The following is an 18,611-nucleotide window of genomic DNA, read 5'->3' on the forward strand; positions in this document are numbered from 1 at the left end:
GCATAACAAAGCGGCAGACCAAGACGTTCACGTCTGATCTGCCGCTTTTTAGGTTGTCCAATGATGAAACTCATTCCCTTAGCCGACAATCTTCACTGGCAGATGGGTCAGTGACTGTCCCGGAGCTGAAGCGGCCAGATTATCCTCCAGATCAAAAGACTCCACGGGTTCAATCCGAGCAATCTTCTCTACAAATGCAGTCAAGACAATACTTAATTCCATTCGCGCCAGCGGAGCACCCAGACAAAAGTGTGGACCATTACCAAAGGTAAGATGTCTTTTATTATTATGACGATGAATGTTTAACTCAAACGGGTTTTCAAACATCTGCTCATCCATATTGGCTGCACTCATCCAGGAAATGACAACATCCCCTTTTTTCAAGTCCACTCCAAGCAGTTGGTTATCCTGCTTCACTGTTCGATGCCGCTTGGCATTATGAAACCGATAACGAAGCATTTCTTCCACTGCTAGCGGCACCAATTCAGGATTCTGTCTAAGCTGTTCATACAGACTCGGATCATCGTACAGGAAGGAATAGAACGTATTGGAAACCATATGGCTCGTTGTCTCAATACCAGCTCCAAGTAAAAGCATGGTCGTGCGAACAACCTCATCTTCCGTGAACTTCTCCCCGTCAACTTCAACACTCAACAGATCCGTAATGATATCCTCACCAGGATGGGTCCGTTTATGAACCACTATAGGATAGAGAAATTGATAATACTCTTGAGCTGCCGTCTGTTTTTTCTGTTCACTCTCCTCAGCAGTCTTCGGATTAGTGGGTTGAAACAGAATATCTACCCAGTTCTTAAAGCGATGACTGTCTGTAAGAGGGATACCAAGCAGATCGGCCATAACCATCGAAGGCAGGGGAGCGGCCAGCGCCTGAACCATATCAATGGTCGTATTCGGTTTAATATCAGCTACGAGCTGCTGTGCAATGTTGCGAATTCGTGGCTCCCAGTTTTTCAGACTACGCGGTGTAAAAGCAGCGGATAACAACGAACGACTTTTTTGATGACGGGGCGGATCGATACTTGAAATGTTTAATTTGTCCGGAGGTGTGCCTTCGTTGTTCTTCGCTCCGACCGCAATGGTCGTTCGAGTTCCTTCAGCTGAGAAATACTCATGATTGCTTAGGACCTGCTTCACATCATCGTATCTGAACACATTCCAGGTATCTGTATCTTCGTGATAGTACACAGGATGATCGGACAACATTTTTTGAAACCAGTGAAGTGGAAAAAACTCTTCAGATCTGGTCTGGAACCCTGTGATGTCCTCAACACGTATCACTTCTTTATACATTCGAAAGCCACCTCTCAGAATAGTTTCATTGATTGGTTACATGGATACCTGAATTGACAGTTCTGCACCCACTTCTATTTTATACCACCCGTTCATTTATTGGTATAAACCATTTGAACTAAATCACAAAAACCCCTTAAATAAGAGGTTTTTGTGTATACATATCGTATATTTTATTGTCAGAGTTTCAGAAAACACGAGATATGAGCCGATTAATCGCCCAGTTTCGCCAATGCTTCCTCTAGCTGTTTCAGCTGTGCAGACAGGATTTCAATCAAGTTCTGCGTCTGACTAGCCTTCTCCTTTAAGAATTGCTCGTCCGAACCGACTTTCGATGCATTACCGATTGGTGATGACTTCAATTCCGACATTTCCCGCTCGTATGTTTCTTGTTTCTCCATAGCGATTCGCAGTTCTTCTTTTGTCGTACCAATCTGATGCTCCAGATATATGATGTCGGACGAGTTCGCTCCATCGGATAAACGTTGTGAATAGGTCATGACTCACCTCTTTCCATCTCATCCATTGCTTTGCCAACATTGTACGGCTCAATATCGATATCCAGTTCCATGCCAAGAGCCAATTTGGCCAATTGACTCCCGATAAATGGCCCCATGGTCAAGCCAGAAGCACCCAGGCCATTCGCCGTAATCAGCCCCAGCCACCCCGGCACAGCTCCCATTACGGGCAGAAATCCAGGTGTGAACGGACGGAATCCAACTCGCACTTCCTGGAATGTGCTGTTTGTGAGACCCGGTGCCAGTTCCAGACCTTTATTCAAAACCTCCTGCATACCTCCTGCAGTTACTCTTGTATCATAACCTTCCACATCATTTTCATGAGTGGCCCCAATCACAATCTTCTGTTGATCAAAGGCCAACAGATATTGATCTGACGGGGGCATAATCACAGGCCAGCGGCCTGTATCCGCCTCCTCCGTGACATGCAAATGCATAATCTGTGCCTTTTGATAGTGTACTTTAAAGTGTATTCCGAGAGGCTTCAGGAGTGTATTGGCCCATGCACCTGCACATACAACGACTTCATCTGCCAGCAAATGCTGATCATTAACACTCACACCAATGACCCGATCTGCTTCGAATTGAAGCGTGGCGTCTCCATGGACCACTTTCGCTCCATTACGCTGTGCAGACCGGATTAAGGCATCCCGCAACGCCCGTCCATCTATACGTGCAGCACCGCTAATATGAACCGATTGATAACGTTCATCCAGCAATGGAAAACGATCACGGGTTCCTTTGGCATCAAGAGGTGTAATCTCACCAATCTCCGGTGCATCTGCTTTTCGAAGCTGTGCCCGTTCTTCCATTTTGTTGATTTTATCCTCATACGTATGAATGCTGAGCGCGCCCACTTGAGCATATCCGGTTTCCGTTTCTCCTTCTTCCTCAAGCTCCGCTATGATACCAGGATAGAATCGCGCACCAGCCTTGGCGAGCTGATACCAGTCCTGGTTGCGTCGCTGTGACAACCATGGACAGATGATACCGGCTGCTGCATCGGTTGCCTGTCCTATATCTTTTCGATCTATGATGATTACTTCTGCGCCCCGTTTGGCTAATTGATAGGCTGTTGATGCCCCCAGAATACCCGATCCAACTACGATGACTTTCTTCATGTTTGCATCCCTTTCCTTAATCACTCATCCGTTATAGCGTATACTGTTTCGCATTCTGTTGGCAAGGCAAGCGTACTTTCAGGTCCATAAATGGAGACTGATCTGACTGCGGTTCATGCTAGTCCATCCAGATAAAACAGTTGCATCGTTTTTTTGAAAACGTTTTATTATCACTAGCCATTAAATTAAAATTATTCCATTTATGTAATATAATTCATTCTAGGTTTCTTTTAACTCTGTAACCACGCCACTTACGCACATGATCCTTTAACGAAAAGAGGAATAACACGACGATGCCGAAACCTAGCATGGGGAATCCACTGGATACCGATATGCCGCTCATGATTACAGGGCAAAACCAGTTGACCGTTGATGAATTGATGAATTGGAGCGACCATTCACGGGATTACAGCATTGTACAGTGCATCGGAGGAACAGGGCGAATCGCAGCTAAGAATCATGAATTTTCGATCAAAAAAGGGACAGCTCTCATTTTGTTTCCGGAGGTAACATACCGTTACCACAATCTGAGTGATTCATTACGATTTGATTGTCTGTCTTTCAATGGCTATTTATTACCACGATTCTTGCATACCTTGCAGATCGGGGAGCTGCGCGCCTTCAAGCCGGATGGAATGCTTCATATCCTGTTGCATGAAATTACGTTGGCGCTGCAGTCCCGGCACAAGGATCAGATCTGGCACGTATCCGCATTACTGTACATGCTTTTGGTCAGATTAACCATTGAAGGTGAACGCTATAGTGCTTACGAACGTTCCAATGCCCGATTACGGTTGGATGAACTCATTACTTTTATCAAACAAAATTATCATCAGGATCTCTCTCTCCCCATGTTGGCTGAGCAGATGGACGTGACCGAACAACACCTGAATCGGATATTTAAAAAAGAATTCCAAATGACTCCATTGGAGTATTTGATGCGATATCGGTTGTTGAAAGCCAAGGAAATGCTTATTGAAAATGATGCAACTACGGCTCATGAAATAGCGCATGCCGTTGGATTTAACAGTGCCAGTTACTTTGGATCGGTGTTCAAAAAATACGAAGGGATCTCCCCGATCGAGCTACGCAAGCAATATCTGGATTAGAGAACCTCCATATCAATCTCGGCCAGCGAGGATAACCGCAGTTCATGCATGGCGAATTCCAGACTACGCGTTACCTCGTTAGGCACGATGATGCAACGAATACCTGCGGCGTTGGCTGCCTTCAGTCCGTTAGGAGAGTCTTCAAACACAATCGCTTCCGAAGCCTCGATTCCCAGACTCTGGAGAGCAAGAAGGTACAGTTCAGGATCAGGTTTCACTCGCTTCACATCTTCAGATGTATGAACGACTTTGAAATAATCAAAAATGCCTAATTTCTTCAAGTAACCATGAACCCAGTCCCGTGTGGAGCTGGAAGCAACGGCAAGCTGAATCCCCTTTTCCCTCGCAGACTGAAGCAACTCATTCACCCCTGGAAGAATAGCCGCCTGTCCCAAATAAGCTTCGTATTTCTGTTCTGAGAGCAGTTTGATATGCTCATGATCAATTTTTCTTTGAAGCGCCTGCTCCAGATACAAAAAAGGATGAAATTCCTCAAAGGATGTTCCCACATTTTTCGACCATAGGTCCAGACCAAGTTCAACACCATGCTCTTCATAGATATCGCGAAACGCATAATACCACGGCGTCTCTGTATCCACAATGAGTCCATCAAAATCAAATATGAAAGCTTTTACCATGAACCTGTTCTCCCTCCAATGATCGGCCGGGGGAGCGGATTAGAAGCGTGCAGTCAAGTCCGGACGAGTAACATTGACAGACAAAAAGTGACATGTACAGCCCGTTCCAGTCGGCGATTGTGCAACTAATCCAGCTCGAAGTTCCCCTTGTGTCGGCATGCCGAAATATCGAATTAGTTTCCACTCTTCCCCATCAGGAGAATAAAAGAATGATATGCAGTCCTCTACTTTGCGTATACGCAGATAGGGATTAGATACAGAGACTTCAACCGAATTACAATCATCGGATGAACCATCACGTGTGACCACCGACACGATGGTAGGTGCTTTTCCATCATACTCAAAACAAATTTTGCACCAATTGAGATCATCCGCCATGACCATCAGGCATCCGGAATCATATTGATTTTTCATATCTACGGTTAACTGGGTTGTGATTTCGAAGTCACTAGGTACAGGCATGGACAGGAAGGGTGCAGTTGCACGAATATGCTTGCCCGCAGGGTCCTGGAAAAAGTCAGTATCCGCTTTCGCTTCCACCACCACACCTCCCTGATCCGTGTAGGACCAGCTCTCGGGCTCGTTCATCCAGCTCCACTGATTCCGCGCTTCTGTTGTCATTATGTTCGTCATTCCGTATCCTCCCAAGTGAAGTTAATTTTTAGTTTTTTCTGTACTACATATTCGATTTACATACAGAAAACCCCTTCTTCTACATATTTTTGTAAGGTTTCAGCACTTGGGAGTGCTTTTGTGGATCAGGCAGGAAGAACATGATGATCATGAGTACGATGTATAGACCAAGAATGACACTGAACAACAGCGTTGGATTGTGATGGTAGAGCAAGCCCGTCAGGTAACCCGATGGAATAGCTGTTAACGTCATAACCGTCTGCACAGCCGAGAACATGTCAGCTTTTTCATGCGTCCCCAATCGGTTCATCAGCAGGGAATCTCGATACGTCTGCAAAATGAAGTTACCCGCAGCGAGCACGATTAGCGTGAGAAACAACATGCCTATATTCCCCACCGGAATCAACAGAAAGAGAATGGCCCCGGCCGTACTAAGCACAATGGAAAAACCAACATACTTCTCTTCCGAACGCCGTTTCAGTCGCGGAATAATGACCAGATAGAGCAGCATGACAGTGACCGCAGTCACCACTGGGATAAACGAAATGACACGGTCATCGAATTTCAACTGTTCCTTGAAGAAAATGACCTGAAAGAAATTCAGCTGCAAAATCAGATTCGACAACACCGTAATCAGAATGATCGGGAACAGTCTTCGTTTATAGAACGATTTGCCGAACAGGCGCAGACTGGCTCCCAAGCTCTGAAGCACGCGGGTTTTACTATGCAATCCCATAAGCTCCTTACCAACCTCGGTCTCATCCGTGTATCGATTACGAATGAAAAACATGGCCGTCATGAGGATGCCCCCGACAAAGTAAATGCTGGCCAGTGTAGGTACAATTCCAAAATCAGCTATAACAACTCCTGCAATTGGCGTAAGTACCCCGGCTCCTGTAATAATCATGTTGAGAATAGCAAATACCTTGGATCGTTTGTGTTCCTCAACATCCTCTATGATCAGACAGTTAAAGGCAACCGTTACAAACTTCGATGTTGCGTTCAGCAAGTAGGCGATCAGAAACAGCCAGAAGTTCTGGGAGAAAGCCCAGATGAACATGGGAACACTCCAGGCAAGCAGGTCGAAGATCAGCGTTGTTCGTTTACGCCCCAGCTTATTGGTAATGGAACCCGCAAACAATTGAAAGATAAAAGCAAAATAAAGATTCACCGAATTGATTAAACCGATTTCGATATCCGAAAGTCCGGCTTCCTTCATATATAAAGGAGCGTAGAAGAGAACGATCGTGCCCGGAATGGCCCATACCGGTTCGAGTAAAATGGAGTAGCGTGGATTCTTCGGCAAATCTTGAAGCAATTTCAATCGATATCCCTTCCTTCTGCGGTTTTCACCGCTGCGAATTCCAACTTCTCGCAGCGGCAAACCCGCTAATGTCTACATGCCTATAGTACCTCTTATAGGATAAGAGCTGTTTTGACCGAGTTCATCGGCAATTTCTCTCCAGTATGCATGTCATAACCAATCGTTCCATTAAAGGCCCGTTCATAATCACTCAGCAGTTCTTTGGCTGTCACCATTTGTTCCAGCTCCGGGATGCTTTGGGCAAATTTCAGTGCCGTGCTGATCATCGAGTGGTTAGCAACTGCACCGATGATACTGATGCCATCATTAATCACGGCTGTTGATTTGAAAGTCACCTCATAGCTGTCGTCATATCCCATCGGAATAATCTTTCCACCTTTGGCAATCATCTCAAATCCCACATGAAGCTGGTTACCAACCGCGTCCACCACAATATCAAACTTCTTGTTATTATTGATCTCGTATACTTGATCCAGTGTCAGATCCTGAGGATAGAACACATGATCTGCGATCCCTGAAGCGAACTCTTTGCGATATGGATCAACTTCCGTGCCTACAGTAAGCCTTGCCAACCTTTTACTCACAAGCTGACACAGGGAACCGATTGCCCCCGAACCGAGGACCAGCACAGCGTCGCTTGGCTTAGTCCCTGCTTTCATGAACGTCTGAAGCACACATCCCAGTGGTTCGATCATCATGGCCGTTTCCCAGCTCATGGAATCCGGGATGGCATAGATATACTTTTCGTCCCCAACAAAATATTCAGCAAAGGTTCCATGTGTCGTCATCCCTACTTGATAGTCATCAAAATTCTCGCAGTAGATGAACAGACCTTCACGGCAATAGGAGCAGGTTCCGCAAGATTGCGTGGGATCAACCAATACCCGATCGCCAATCTTGAAACCGCGAACTTCTTCACCCACCTCAACAACGGTGCCCACACCCTCATGACCGATAATCGTGCCTTTATTGGCAGGTACTTTGCCTTTGACAATGTTCAGATCTGTACCACAGATACCTGAACCATAGATTTTGATTTTCACCTGGTTTGGCTTTTGAATAGTTGGCTCCTCAATCTCCTGATAAGTCACCTGTTTGAGATCCTGATATACGAGTGCTTTCATTGAATATTCCTCCTAGTTGATTGTAATTTCTAATTTATGGATTAGACTTCAAACGTTTTCGATAATTGCATCGAATGGAGATGTTCCTGCTTCTGAATCTCTTTCCAGTCTGACAGGGTCTGTAACAGTGCTTCCTCAACCCACAGCAATTCTTCCCGTGTATGGGCATCCGAGAAAATAAAGTAACCTTTGGTGAAAATGCCGAAGTGAGCCATTCTCTTCACCATGAACTCGCGGAAAGGGTCCGTTTGAAAGTTATCCTCGGCCAAGGATTGAATGCAGAAGCTCGCATACGTTCCCTTCACTTCCAATTGATCCGTTAATCCAAGTAACACAAGTTCAGATGCCAGACGATCCATAATCCGGGTTGCCGGATCACGCCAGGTCGGCCATACTTTCGCATTTTTCATTAATCGTTCACAGGCAATGGCTGCCGCGAGCGCTGTTGTTTCGCTGGAATGGGCATTGCTGAATCGGACTTGTCCCGACAGAGACATCAAGTGCTCAGGCCCCAAAACCGCTGCGAGCGGTAAACCGTTTGCCATACCTTTGGAGATACAGAGCAGATCAGGCCAGATGTCATATTCTCCTGCTGTAGCCTGTTTGCCCATTCGAATACCGGAAGTAACCTCATCGAATATGATAATGATGTCCAGAGACCGGCATAGGTTCACGACTTCCTCCAGTGCGTCCCTTTTCCACTCGTTGGGACATAAAACAATACATGCGATATCCTCGGGAGATGAGGTAATCTGGGCCTCAATTCGTTCTGCAGTAGGTTTGTTGACCCAGATTGTCGAACGCTCGATATCTACTGGGATGCCCCGTTCTTTCGTCTGGCCACCATAATAACCGTATGCGGACCAATCATGCCACCCATGATAAGCCGTCGCAATAACCTTGCTCTTACCACTTGCGGCACGAGCAAGTCGTACGGCCCCACTCACTGCATCCGCACCACTCTTGGTGAAGCGCAGCGACGGATAACGACCCTCGAACCGCTCCAAAATTAACTCGGCGCATTCAAGCTCGATGTCGGCCGGTACCGAAAAGCTTGTCCCTTTTTTCAGCTGGTGAATGACGGTTAGTTGGACTTCATGCCTCGCATGGCCCCAAGACGCCGTACCCATGGCCATTTCGCAATCCAGCCATTCATTACCGTCGATATCTGTAAATCGGGATTTGTAGGCCTCTGCACAGCATACGGGTGTATGCCCCGGAAATAAACGTTCAGGTGCTTTGGCTAAAGTGCTGCATCCGCTCGGAATTACCTTTTCGACTTGCTCCAACCACTCCAGATTACGGGTAAATCTTACGGCACGATCGAGCGTGCTCTCTTTTTCTTTCACCTTAAGTACCTCCCTGTTTATTTTCGTTGTGCGTGAATTACCGTACTTTGGTTCCAGGCCAGCATCCATCGTAGATGCGATCCATCGTAATTACATTGCCATACAGATCAATGATCAGATCCTTGGCTCGATGAGCATGTCTCATCTCTATCCAGTAGCGGTTTTCTAATAAACGGGCGAAATTGTCCACCAAGAACAGTAACCGATTCTCACTATGAATCAGTTCCTTACCCAGTACCTGTGGCAGCCAGATGGCCCCGTTGGAATTGAAGCGATTGGAATAGTCACGTACCTCGGTTACATTGGCAAAGTCAGCTTCCTCCAACTTGGTCCAGAATGTATCCGCATCACTGCGAACCTCGGCAAGGTCAATGCCAACAATCGGCAGATGCTGGTATTCAGCTTGACTCTCTAGCTGCGCTTTCAGATGACTGAAAACGAAAGGCCACACATCAGCCTCGATTTGACCGCCCCACTTTTTCCAGAAGCGTGCCAGATTGTTCTTGCGGTTGAAGTTCCGGTGAATGCCGCTGCTGCGTTCCCAGTGATAGGCTTGAATATTCGGATTAATGACTGTATCGTATCCGGCAGCTCGTGCCCGCATCTGATAATCAAAGTCCTCGTACCCGTTAAAGAATTTCTCATCGAGGTTGCCGATGGTCTCGTAGACCTCCCGCTTCATGCCGAACATGGCAAACACCACCAGTTGAACAGAGAAGGTTTCTTTCGGGATATCATCAGGGGATGCGTTCAGGAACAGGTGTCGACCGATGGTGTCTGCAAAAGCAATCCCGCAGTGCTGTACACCTCCGGTTTGTGGATACAACAGAACGCCTCCAATCATGCCGATTGTAATATCGCTGTCCAGTGTCTCTTTCATCATCGGTTGCCAGTTCGGCTCTAGAATCGTGTCAGAATCCAGGAAGAAAATGTACTCTCCCTTGGCAAGACTCAGTGCGCTATTAATCGACACGGCGCAACCGAGTGGAAAATCATGCTGAAGAATCTCGATGGTCACACCTTCTTTTACTTCTTGCTTCAGTTTATCCAGATGTTGAAAGACTGCTGAGCCCGAACCGTCGTTGATGAAAATAATCTGAGTGGATGGGCTTACCGTCCGAAGCAACGAATCTGTGAACAGGTTCAAAATGTTATAGTCCTGGTTGACTGGCACAATAATGGTGTAAAGCATGGAATCCCTCCTGATTTGGGTTGATGGAATGAGTACTTGAGCTGATTCTGAACTGGATAATTGCAGGTCGTTCTGTCTGTCCCCCTCGCCTGAATATTTTGTCTTTATTTGGTAATGATTTGAATCTACTAGAAATTTATATCATTTTTTGTAAACTTGAAATCTTAAATTCTGAACCCTGTTAATATTTGAATATTAGTAAAAATCAAGTCCATGATGTCTGTACACTGGGAAAAGCTGTTGCAAACGCAAAAAAACACCCTCAAGGAGTCTGCATATCTAACGATACGATTGACTGTTTTGAGCGTGTTTTCACTATTAAAATCTAATGTTTTTCCTTCTATTGGCGCTGACCTAGTGCTGCTTAAACCCATGATAAAACGTGTCTACTACAAGCGCAGGAGCTGCTTTTCTCGCGATATGACCACTTACAACCTGCTGCCATGTCAGGAACATGATGGAGTACAGCACATCGACAATCCAGGTTTTATCAAGATCGGAGCGGAAATAACCTTTCTGCTGTAACAGACCGACCGCATGCAGTACCGGTTCTCTCAGCTTCAGATCTGCTCCCTCAATCTCTGGATTATAGTTAATGGTGGTGTCATGAGCCAGGAAATATATTTTGTCGCCTAATGGAATCAGCGCCTCGATCAGCTCAGGTATGTACTTTTCACAGTGCTCTTCATCCAGTTGAATTTGTTGCATGGTCTCACTGACCACCTCGATTGCCCGTAATCCCAGATGAACCATGAGTTGTTCGCGACTTTCCACATATCGATGTAATGTAGCGATCCCGATTTTTGCAGATTCGGCAATTTCATTCATGGAAGCATTCGGTTTTTCAATCAATAATTTGGTGGCCTCGTCCAAAATGGAATTGAGCCTGGTTTGTTTGATTGTGGTCATTTCCTTTTTCATTGGTATTACACCTCTTAGCGAGTATATTCAACAATTGATCTATTTATCCATCATATGATTGGATTAGACTATAAAATTATAGCATACATTCTCACCATATCGAAGTCTGAACGTTACACGCTACCTGCTATACTCTTGCTGTACATATAAAGCTTAAAAGCCGCCATTCGGCGGCTCTTAGCATCGTTACCTTTTAACGCAGTCTGTTGCTGTTGCTCATAGTTCAATAATTTTTGTTGCAATATTGGTACAAAATTCACGATCATGCTCTACAAAAAGCAGGGTCGGTGTATATTCCAGCAGCAGGTCTTCGATCTGCATACGTGAGATGACATCTACAAAGTTGAGTGGTTCATCCCAAATGTGCAGATGAGCCCTCTCACTAAGACTTTTGGCAATGAGCACTTTCTTTTTTTGACCTGCACTAAACGTTGAGATATCTTTGTCCAATTGCAGTCTGGAAAAATCCAACTTTCGAAGTATCGATTTAAACAGGCTCTCATCTATCCCCTGTATCGCCGCGTACTCAGATAATTGGCCTCCGAGATCAGACGTGTCCTGCGACACATACGAGATTTTAAGCTGATAATCCTTTTGCAAAAGTCCTGTGTAAGCAATATCTTCACCACAGATCAGTTTAAGAATGCTGGATTTGCCAGATCCATTTTTACCGTAAAGGGCAATACGATCTCCTTTTTCAACCGTCATACTGACATCCTTGCACACCGTATTGGCCCCGTACGATATCGACAAGTGTTCCAATTCGACAAGTTCATTCTTGTGAAAATCCAGCTGATGGATCTGCAGACGTTCTGCACTCTCGATATTTTTGAGAAGTTTAGACTTATCTTGAATCGCAGACTGCTGCCTTTGTTCGATATTTTTGGACCGTTTCATCATTTTGGCAGCCTTGTGCCCAATATATCCTTTATCCACTTTGGATCCGGAGTTTCTTGTACCATTTTTGGTCTTCTCGACTTCATGCGACCATCCACCGGTTCGTTTGGCAGAATCGGATAAACGCTTGATATCTTTTATTAATTTCTCATTACTCGCAAGTTCGAACTGATCTTGCCTTCTTTTATTTTCCCACCAAGCGGAGAAATTGCCTTTCTGAATCTCGATGTTGCTCTTATTGATGGAAAGGATATGGTCTACACTTTGATCCAGGAAGGATCGATCATGAGACACCAAAATAAATCCACTCTTGCTGCGGAGATAATCACCTACGATTTGTCTCGCATGAAGATCAAGATGATTGGTTGGTTCATCAATGAGCAGAAACCGATTGTCCTTCAGAAACAAGGCAGCCAGCATCACCTTTGTTTGTTCTCCATTGGATAACGTGTCGAAAGGCCGATACAATACATCTTCCGACACCTTCAACAGGTTAAACTCGCGCACAACTTGCCAGTGCAGATATTCAGGATGAATCTCGCCGATGACATCGATTGTCATGGCTTCCTTATTCTCTACCTGGAAAGGAAAGTATTCAAAGCTAACATTCGCAGAGATATGTCCGCTGTATTCATATTTACCGAGCAACAGATTGAGGAATGTCGTTTTGCCTCTGCCGTTCCTGCCGGTAAAACCCAATTTCCAATCGGAGTCTAACTGAAAACTAACATTTTCAAATATATTATCGTAACTGCCATCATAGGCAAAGGTCAGGTTGGTAACGTTAATTAAAGACATGCTGATCATCCTTTTTATGTGAAATATAAAAGTAAACTGACGGGATTTCACCATTGAACCTGGCATGGATTCCCTCACTTTAATATTTGAACATAATCAGAATTTAGATTCGCTTATACGATAAAAGAAACCTGGCGATATAACCTTCAGCGCCAAGTAGATCTATGCATAGGAGGATAAAGTGTCGGATTCTGATTAGCTATATTGTGAACCATGCCATTGTTCAAGTTCGTTGACAGGTCCACATAAACATCTACAACCTCTAATTCTGTCATCACTTTATCACCCTTTCGAAGCTTAAAATTTAATACAGAAAACTTAACATGGAACAACAACACGGGTCAAGGCGAGAAAGCAGTTAGAGCCTCATCGCACAACCAACTTGATTAATATAAGTATCCTAAGAAATCGAGTTCTCCTTCTTCCCATAGCTGGCTTCCAACCTCTTTAATCATTAACCCCTCCACCTTTTGAGTCCCTACTCCAACTGTGGTTAAGGTTTCATGATTAATTTTCAACCACTTACATATGTTGCTTACCGTTTTGAAACCATTTTTGCTGTACAATTCCTCATGATCCGCAAATAAAAGGACAAAATCCACTTGCACTTTGGCCAACCTTTCCACTTCGGATATTAACAAAGAAGCGATCCCTTGAGAGCGAGCAGCCGGAGAAACACACAAATCAATGATTCCCATCACTCTGATCGGTGTTCCATTTAAATTCATCATCCTGTAATCCAGTCCCACTTGCCCAACGAGTTGGTTATCTGGGGTAAATGCCAATACCCTACTCTGTGGTATCTGCTTAAAGAACAATCTGTCTTTCGGATAAACTTCTGGAAAGCTTGCAACAAGTAATTCCTGAAGAAGAGTTGACCATTCTTCACTTAGTTCCACATCATATGTTTTAATTAATTTCAAAAAAATATCCTCCAAACCAAGTGATTCTGTCTTTTACTTTCGTTATAAGCCCAAAGACAATAACAGCAACAATAATAATTAATGTGACGGTCATGATAAACTTCATTTAGTTGAAACTTATGTTAACTACTTCTTGTTTATATCTATTATTCCCTCCTATTTTCTTAAATGTGAAAGCTTTATAGTCAAAAAGCCGCCTTAACGGCGGCTTCATGCTGCATATGTTCAACTCAATCTACTTTCGCACCATGCGAGCGCACAAACAGAACGGCTTGTTCACGATCCAATCGTACCCCTTTGATATCCAGTGATTTCAGATCGATACCTTCCAGATTAGCCCCTCTTAGATCGGCCCCTTGCAGCTTGGCTCTGCTTAATACGGCTCTGGTAAGATCACAGTCTCTCAAATCCGCTTTGGTGAAATCCGTGTCCGTAAAGTCAGCTTCAAAGAAACGAATTCCTCTCAAATCCTGTTTGCCTAATCGGGTATGTCTCAGATTCGTATAAGACCAATCGCCGTGACTTAGTGTAATGCCATCCATTTGCGCACCCGAAAAGTCCGATCCGGTCATCTTGCAAGAACTGAATTTGGAAGCAAATAGATTCGCACCACCAAATAAGCAATTTTCAAAAGCCGACTCCGTATGAATTGAACCATTCATGGAAGCCCCTTTGAAGTCACACTCAATGAAACGGCAATTACTTGTTTCGATTTCTTCCATAGAAGCGTTCATAAATGTACATTGTTTAAAAACACAACTTATGAGTTCTCCATAGCGCAGATCACGCCCCTCAAAATGTACTGCCTCATATTCCTGGTCCTTATATTGATACACTGGTTACACCCCGCATTATATATTTCTCCGTCTTTCTTCATTAAAAGAACTTTTTATACTATACCACACCCCTGTCAAGTCCCTGCTTAAACACCACTGAAAGTCAAGTATCTTTTTTTGTAAAATGATCTTAAAACTACAAAAGGAACGCAATAAGCGTCCCTCCATCCCACACCATCGAATATTCCAACGTGTGCTTAAGTATATGAATCTACCATTTCTTTATCTATTCGTATTAGAGAAACACTATACCAGTATTTTGGACATTCGGTACAGGGAAAGCGAAGGTTTGTTGATTCCCCCCACTCTCTGGTATCCCAGACGTTCATACAGTTTAATAGCTAGTAGATTTTCTCTTTTAACCGTAAGTGAAGACTTGGAGAAACCTTGTATTACAGCTTGCTCCTCTGCAAATTGAATGAGCTGTGTCCCTACACCAAGTCCTCTGCTCTCAGGCAAGGTAGCCAATGTCCCGATGTGGTATTCGTCGTTCTTCGCTTCTTTTAATGTCACCATGGAATAGAACTCTTTCCAATGTTGAAGATTATACTTAATCAGGCTCCAGTTCCGAAGTTCAAACAATTTGGTGAACGTTGGCAAAGCGAGCTTGTTCATTAGAGTGGTCGGATAACACATGATCATGCCCAGCGTTTTGTTCTGCATTTTGGCTTCATAAGCGTATTCGTGACTGAATCGGTTTCGTTTCGAACGCCATAACTTGTTGAAGGTTTTTTCTATAATGCTTGTATCCTTGGTACCCGCAAGCGAATAGGCCATATATTCAAGTGCCATCTGATTCAGTTGCCCGCCGACCAAGGACTGTGGACTGGCTTTTATTATGGAAATCTTATTCATCGCTGTCACTCCTCCAGGTAGTTGAAATTGGACTACATCCTCACATCAGGTTGATTGAAGGATATGCCCTCAACGATGACGTTCACAGTTTCAATGGTTAGACCAGTCAGTTGTTCTACATGCACTCTCACATTGTTTTGCAATTCCCTGCAGACTTCATGTACTTTTGTTCCATAACGAACCACAACCTTTAAGTTAATCTCCAGTCTGGATTCTATATTGCGGATTGCTATGCCATTTTGCAGACTTTTCCCACTCCACTTTTTGGTGATCCCTTCTACAAATCCTGTCGACATGGAGGAAATCTCACTGGTCGTATTTGCAATCTTGCCGACAATTTTGGAGATCGCATCATCCGATATTTGAATTTTCCCCAGAACATTTTGAATGGACATCCCATGTCCTCCTTTTTACATCCATCATTTTGATAGATAATAATATCATTTAATATAAATATAAATCATACAGAGTTCGATTTCAACTTTTTGAATTCAGTCGTCCACATTTCTAACTGTACATACCAAAAAAGCCGCGATCACGGCGGCTTCTGTTGGTCATACTATGGGAATTTCAATTGAATAAGGACAGGAATGCGGGAGGATGACCCGGTGTCTGTTCTCCCTTCCTCTGCTGCCTCGGTTTCTTCTACGTGTACGATCCATTGCCTGCCAATTAACGATTGCAGCAATTCAATCTCATGTTCAGTCAGATGAACATGCTTCAATGACAGATCGTCTTGAACATAATCCCGATCCACCTTACGGTCAAACCGGAAATCGAGCAATCTCTTCAATGCGTTAATATGCAAAAACTTGAACTCATAACCTTGACGTATCGCCATCTCCCAGTCGTCTCCGATATCAGCTGCTGTCTGTAGTCTTTCATCAAAATCCATCGCGGGTTCTTTAACCAGAGGCAGCAACTGGGAAAAGTCACGACGTTGCAACCATTCAATCATGTTCTCCTTGGTTGCACCACTTGTCAGTGCATTCTCTACAAGAAGCCCTACAGGAATGGACAACTGAGTTCGGCTCATTGCTCGCCCTCCTCATTCCCGAGATACTGATTGAACCAGGCATTCACCTGTTCGAAGCTATCGATCCGCAGCGATGGTTTACCGCTTTTGAGCAAACTGTGATTGGAGCCCGGATAACGGATCAGCTTGGTCTTTTTGCCATATCGTTTTAACGTTGTATATAATTCTTCCGCTTGCGCAATCGGTGTCCGATAGTCCTGTTCCCCGTGCATGATCAGAAGCGGCGTCTCAATATGGTGTGCATGGGCAAGAGGTGAGCGAGACCATAGGAATTCAGCGTTTTCCGCCGGATTACCTCCAATGACTCCCTCCACATAGGAAATTCCAATATCGCTCGTTCCGTACATGGATAACCAGTTAGAGATACATCGCTGGGTTACAGCAGCCTTGAAACGGTCCGTATGTGCTACGATCCAGTTCGTCATTACACCGCCATAACTGCCACCTGCGACACCCAGACGTGATGCATCAAGGAAATCATACGTAGCCAATGCATAATCAACAGCTTCCATCAGATCCCGGTAATCGCCTCCGGCGAAGTCACCACGGCAAGCTCTGGCAAACTCCTGACCGTATCCCATACTTCCGCGAGGATTGATCCACAGCACAGCGTAACCTTGCGCAAGAAGTGTCTGCATCTCATGACTGTATGTTCCCGTATACATCGCATGAGGTCCACCATGTATTTGAAGTATGAGTGGTAGCTTCCCATGGTTGCCACGTATTGCCGGAGTAGCTAACCAACCTTGAATCGGCCATCCATCGGAAGACTTAAACTCTACACGTACAGGCGCATTTACAACTAAACCCGCCATGAATTCATCATTTCGCCGGGTGAGCCTGAACATCTCACCACTATCCATATTCACGCGATATAACTCTCCAGGATGTTCATCAGTCAACGCAGCGATAACGAGCGAAGTACCATCTGGCGTTAAGGTATACTGATACACATCCTTTTCACGAGTGTCCGTCACCGATTGACAAGCTCCATCTTCTTGAATGCGATACACGTCCACATTCCCGTTATGCGTTCCGAGTACATACACACCACGTTCCGGATGATGGATATCCGAGACAGGAGAAGGTGATGCACCTGCTGACTTCATATCTCCCAGTGCTGCGTTACCAATCTGCATATCTAACTGTGGTGCAATTATCCTGGGTTCCCCCCGTTGAACAGGGACAGCGTATAAGTTGTTGTGGCTCCCGCTACCATACTCACGATCACTGGCGATCAAGATCAGCTGCTGCCCGTCCGGTGAATAGGAAAACTGGCTAATTGCCAGACTGGAATCCGTCACTTTGAAGAGCGTATTCTCTCCCAATTGAATGCTGTATACATCTGTAAAGTACAACAGATCCGCATCAAGTTCCTCATCCTCCACTTGCTTGGATATGAAGGAAAGATACTGGCTATCTGGCGACCATGCCGGAGCACTGATATTCCACAGCCCGGAAGTTACCTGCGTGATCTCCCCGCTGGCGATCTCATATACAAACAAATGGCTGTATTGACCATCCCACCATCCAGCCCCTTCTGCCTTCGGCGTTGTACGCTCAAAAACCTTACCTCGTAGCGCAGGTGCGGACTGCTGTTGGGGATCAGCTGTCTTCTGTTGATCCTCCGGTTGCACTTTGCTGGTAAACGCAATGTAATGCCCGTTCGGCGACCAGATATAATTCAATATCTTACGTGCGGGAGAGATCAGCATGACAGACTCTTTTTTATCCGAATCGAGCACCCATAGTCCTTTACCTCCATCCACAGAGCGAATGAATGTGAGTTGTGTGCCATCCGGCGACCATGCAGGCGAAGAATCCTTCGTACCATCTGAAAGTGCAATATCTTCATCACCATCGAGCGAAATCCCTCTTATTTGCGTGTTATATTCGTTTTTATCCTGATCAATGGTTTGTTCCACATAAGCCACTTGTCCGTTCGGGCTGACAACAGGCTGACTTATCCAACGATAGTGAAGCAGATCCTCCGGCATAATTGGTCTTTGATTCATAATGATGGCTC

The 18,611-nt window shown here is 44.9% G+C and carries 18 protein-coding genes; 1 reads left to right on the plus strand and 17 read right to left on the minus strand.

All coding sequences use genetic code 11. From position 1 onward, the window contains the following. Window positions 1-78: 78 nt before the first annotated feature. From ACX9NY_RS09645 to ACX9NY_RS09655, 3 genes are all read right to left on the minus strand, one after another. Complete coding sequence (locus ACX9NY_RS09645; RefSeq protein WP_339261005.1) at window positions 79-1,311, minus strand: cytochrome P450; 1,233 nt, start codon at window positions 1,309-1,311, stop codon at window positions 79-81. Between the two features lie 212 nt (window positions 1,312-1,523). Next, the gene (locus tag ACX9NY_RS09650) at window positions 1,524-1,811 is read right to left on the minus strand and encodes a hypothetical protein (protein ID WP_339261003.1); all 288 of its coding nucleotides are present in this window, start codon (window positions 1,809-1,811) and stop codon (window positions 1,524-1,526) included. Beyond that, window positions 1,808-2,950: an NAD(P)/FAD-dependent oxidoreductase gene (locus ACX9NY_RS09655; protein ID WP_472478359.1), complete on the minus strand. Its 1,143-nt coding sequence runs from the start codon at window positions 2,948-2,950 to the stop codon at window positions 1,808-1,810. The genes ACX9NY_RS09650 and ACX9NY_RS09655 overlap by 4 nt, the downstream gene beginning before the upstream one ends. Before the next feature lie 293 nt (window positions 2,951-3,243). On the opposite strand from ACX9NY_RS09655, the gene ACX9NY_RS09660 reads away from it, so the two are divergent. Beyond that, window positions 3,244-4,059 carry an AraC family transcriptional regulator gene (locus tag ACX9NY_RS09660; protein WP_339242443.1) on the plus strand — a complete coding sequence of 272 codons (816 nt, stop codon included), beginning with the start codon at window positions 3,244-3,246 and terminating at the stop codon, window positions 4,057-4,059. Here ACX9NY_RS09660 and ACX9NY_RS09665 read toward each other — a convergent pair. The 14 genes from ACX9NY_RS09665 to ACX9NY_RS09730 all read right to left on the minus strand — a co-directional run bounded on the left by ACX9NY_RS09665 (window position 4,056) and on the right by ACX9NY_RS09730 (window position 18,600). Continuing rightward, window positions 4,056-4,697 (minus strand): HAD family hydrolase, encoded by a 642-nt coding sequence (locus tag ACX9NY_RS09665; protein WP_472478361.1) that lies wholly within the window; start codon window positions 4,695-4,697, stop codon window positions 4,056-4,058. The two genes, ACX9NY_RS09660 and ACX9NY_RS09665, sit on opposite strands and share 4 nt — an antisense overlap. A gap of 39 nt (window positions 4,698-4,736) precedes the next feature. After that, window positions 4,737-5,330, minus strand: coding sequence for a DUF1349 domain-containing protein (locus ACX9NY_RS09670; protein ID WP_339242439.1), 594 nt, complete (start codon window positions 5,328-5,330; stop codon window positions 4,737-4,739). A 79-nt stretch (window positions 5,331-5,409) separates the two neighbouring features. After that, window positions 5,410-6,654, minus strand: a complete 1,245-nt coding sequence (locus ACX9NY_RS09675) for an MFS transporter (protein ID WP_339242437.1) — start codon at window positions 6,652-6,654, stop codon at window positions 5,410-5,412. A gap of 92 nt (window positions 6,655-6,746) precedes the next feature. Beyond that, window positions 6,747-7,778, minus strand: a complete 1,032-nt coding sequence (locus tag ACX9NY_RS09680; RefSeq protein ID WP_339242435.1) for a zinc-dependent alcohol dehydrogenase — start codon at window positions 7,776-7,778, stop codon at window positions 6,747-6,749. Window positions 7,779-7,819: 41 nt separating this feature from the next. After that, the gene (locus tag ACX9NY_RS09685) at window positions 7,820-9,127 is read right to left on the minus strand and encodes an aminotransferase class III-fold pyridoxal phosphate-dependent enzyme (protein ID WP_472478364.1); all 1,308 of its coding nucleotides are present in this window, start codon (window positions 9,125-9,127) and stop codon (window positions 7,820-7,822) included. A gap of 37 nt (window positions 9,128-9,164) precedes the next feature. Continuing rightward, window positions 9,165-10,319 carry a glycosyltransferase family 2 protein gene (locus ACX9NY_RS09690; protein ID WP_339242431.1) on the minus strand — a complete coding sequence of 385 codons (1,155 nt, stop codon included), beginning with the start codon at window positions 10,317-10,319 and terminating at the stop codon, window positions 9,165-9,167. A gap of 354 nt (window positions 10,320-10,673) precedes the next feature. Beyond that, complete coding sequence (locus tag ACX9NY_RS09695; RefSeq protein WP_339242429.1) at window positions 10,674-11,240, minus strand: TetR/AcrR family transcriptional regulator; 567 nt, start codon at window positions 11,238-11,240, stop codon at window positions 10,674-10,676. A 216-nt stretch (window positions 11,241-11,456) separates the two neighbouring features. Beyond that, window positions 11,457-12,935 (minus strand): ribosomal protection-like ABC-F family protein, encoded by a 1,479-nt coding sequence (gene abc-f / locus ACX9NY_RS09700; protein WP_472478366.1) that lies wholly within the window; start codon window positions 12,933-12,935, stop codon window positions 11,457-11,459. A gap of 386 nt (window positions 12,936-13,321) precedes the next feature. Next, window positions 13,322-13,858, minus strand: coding sequence for a GNAT family N-acetyltransferase (locus tag ACX9NY_RS09705; protein ID WP_472478368.1), 537 nt, complete (start codon window positions 13,856-13,858; stop codon window positions 13,322-13,324). 230 nt (window positions 13,859-14,088) lie between these two features. Next, window positions 14,089-14,694, minus strand: a complete 606-nt coding sequence (locus ACX9NY_RS09710; RefSeq protein WP_472478370.1) for a pentapeptide repeat-containing protein — start codon at window positions 14,692-14,694, stop codon at window positions 14,089-14,091. A 246-nt stretch (window positions 14,695-14,940) separates the two neighbouring features. Continuing rightward, window positions 14,941-15,549 (minus strand): GNAT family N-acetyltransferase, encoded by a 609-nt coding sequence (locus ACX9NY_RS09715; RefSeq protein WP_472478372.1) that lies wholly within the window; start codon window positions 15,547-15,549, stop codon window positions 14,941-14,943. 32 nt (window positions 15,550-15,581) lie between these two features. Beyond that, window positions 15,582-15,944 carry an Asp23/Gls24 family envelope stress response protein gene (locus tag ACX9NY_RS09720; protein WP_472478374.1) on the minus strand — a complete coding sequence of 121 codons (363 nt, stop codon included), beginning with the start codon at window positions 15,942-15,944 and terminating at the stop codon, window positions 15,582-15,584. A 164-nt stretch (window positions 15,945-16,108) separates the two neighbouring features. Further along, window positions 16,109-16,585 (minus strand): hypothetical protein, encoded by a 477-nt coding sequence (locus tag ACX9NY_RS09725; protein WP_339242418.1) that lies wholly within the window; start codon window positions 16,583-16,585, stop codon window positions 16,109-16,111. After that, window positions 16,582-18,600: an alpha/beta hydrolase family protein gene (locus ACX9NY_RS09730; RefSeq protein ID WP_472478377.1), complete on the minus strand. Its 2,019-nt coding sequence runs from the start codon at window positions 18,598-18,600 to the stop codon at window positions 16,582-16,584. Before ACX9NY_RS09730 ends, ACX9NY_RS09725 begins: the two co-directional genes overlap by 4 nt. Window positions 18,601-18,611 lie beyond the last annotated feature (11 nt).

Source organism: Paenibacillus sp. CB74 (genome assembly GCF_055687625.1).

What these genes read in the sequence shown, in the direction of transcription:
- ACX9NY_RS09645 (WP_339261005.1), bottom strand. Translation starts at nt 1,311, where the DNA reads ATGTATAAAGAAGTGATACGTGTTGAGGACATCACAGGGTTCCAGACC.
- ACX9NY_RS09650 (WP_339261003.1), bottom strand. Translation starts at nt 1,811, where the DNA reads ATGACCTATTCACAACGTTTATCCGATGGAGCGAACTCGTCCGACATC.
- ACX9NY_RS09655 (WP_472478359.1), bottom strand. Translation starts at nt 2,950, where the DNA reads ATGAAGAAAGTCATCGTAGTTGGATCGGGTATTCTGGGGGCATCAACA.
- ACX9NY_RS09660 (WP_339242443.1), top strand. Translation starts at nt 3,244, where the DNA reads ATGCCGAAACCTAGCATGGGGAATCCACTGGATACCGATATGCCGCTC.
- ACX9NY_RS09665 (WP_472478361.1), bottom strand. Translation starts at nt 4,697, where the DNA reads ATGGTAAAAGCTTTCATATTTGATTTTGATGGACTCATTGTGGATACA.
- ACX9NY_RS09670 (WP_339242439.1), bottom strand. Translation starts at nt 5,330, where the DNA reads ATGACGAACATAATGACAACAGAAGCGCGGAATCAGTGGAGCTGGATG.
- ACX9NY_RS09680 (WP_339242435.1), bottom strand. Translation starts at nt 7,778, where the DNA reads ATGAAAGCACTCGTATATCAGGATCTCAAACAGGTGACTTATCAGGAG.
- ACX9NY_RS09690 (WP_339242431.1), bottom strand. Translation starts at nt 10,319, where the DNA reads ATGCTTTACACCATTATTGTGCCAGTCAACCAGGACTATAACATTTTG.
- ACX9NY_RS09695 (WP_339242429.1), bottom strand. Translation starts at nt 11,240, where the DNA reads ATGAAAAAGGAAATGACCACAATCAAACAAACCAGGCTCAATTCCATT.
- abc-f (WP_472478366.1), bottom strand. Translation starts at nt 12,935, where the DNA reads ATGTCTTTAATTAACGTTACCAACCTGACCTTTGCCTATGATGGCAGT.
- ACX9NY_RS09715 (WP_472478372.1), bottom strand. Translation starts at nt 15,549, where the DNA reads ATGAATAAGATTTCCATAATAAAAGCCAGTCCACAGTCCTTGGTCGGC.
- ACX9NY_RS09720 (WP_472478374.1), bottom strand. Translation starts at nt 15,944, where the DNA reads ATGTCCATTCAAAATGTTCTGGGGAAAATTCAAATATCGGATGATGCG.
- ACX9NY_RS09725 (WP_339242418.1), bottom strand. Translation starts at nt 16,585, where the DNA reads ATGAGCCGAACTCAGTTGTCCATTCCTGTAGGGCTTCTTGTAGAGAAT.
- ACX9NY_RS09730 (WP_472478377.1), bottom strand. Translation starts at nt 18,600, where the DNA reads ATGAATCAAAGACCAATTATGCCGGAGGATCTGCTTCACTATCGTTGG.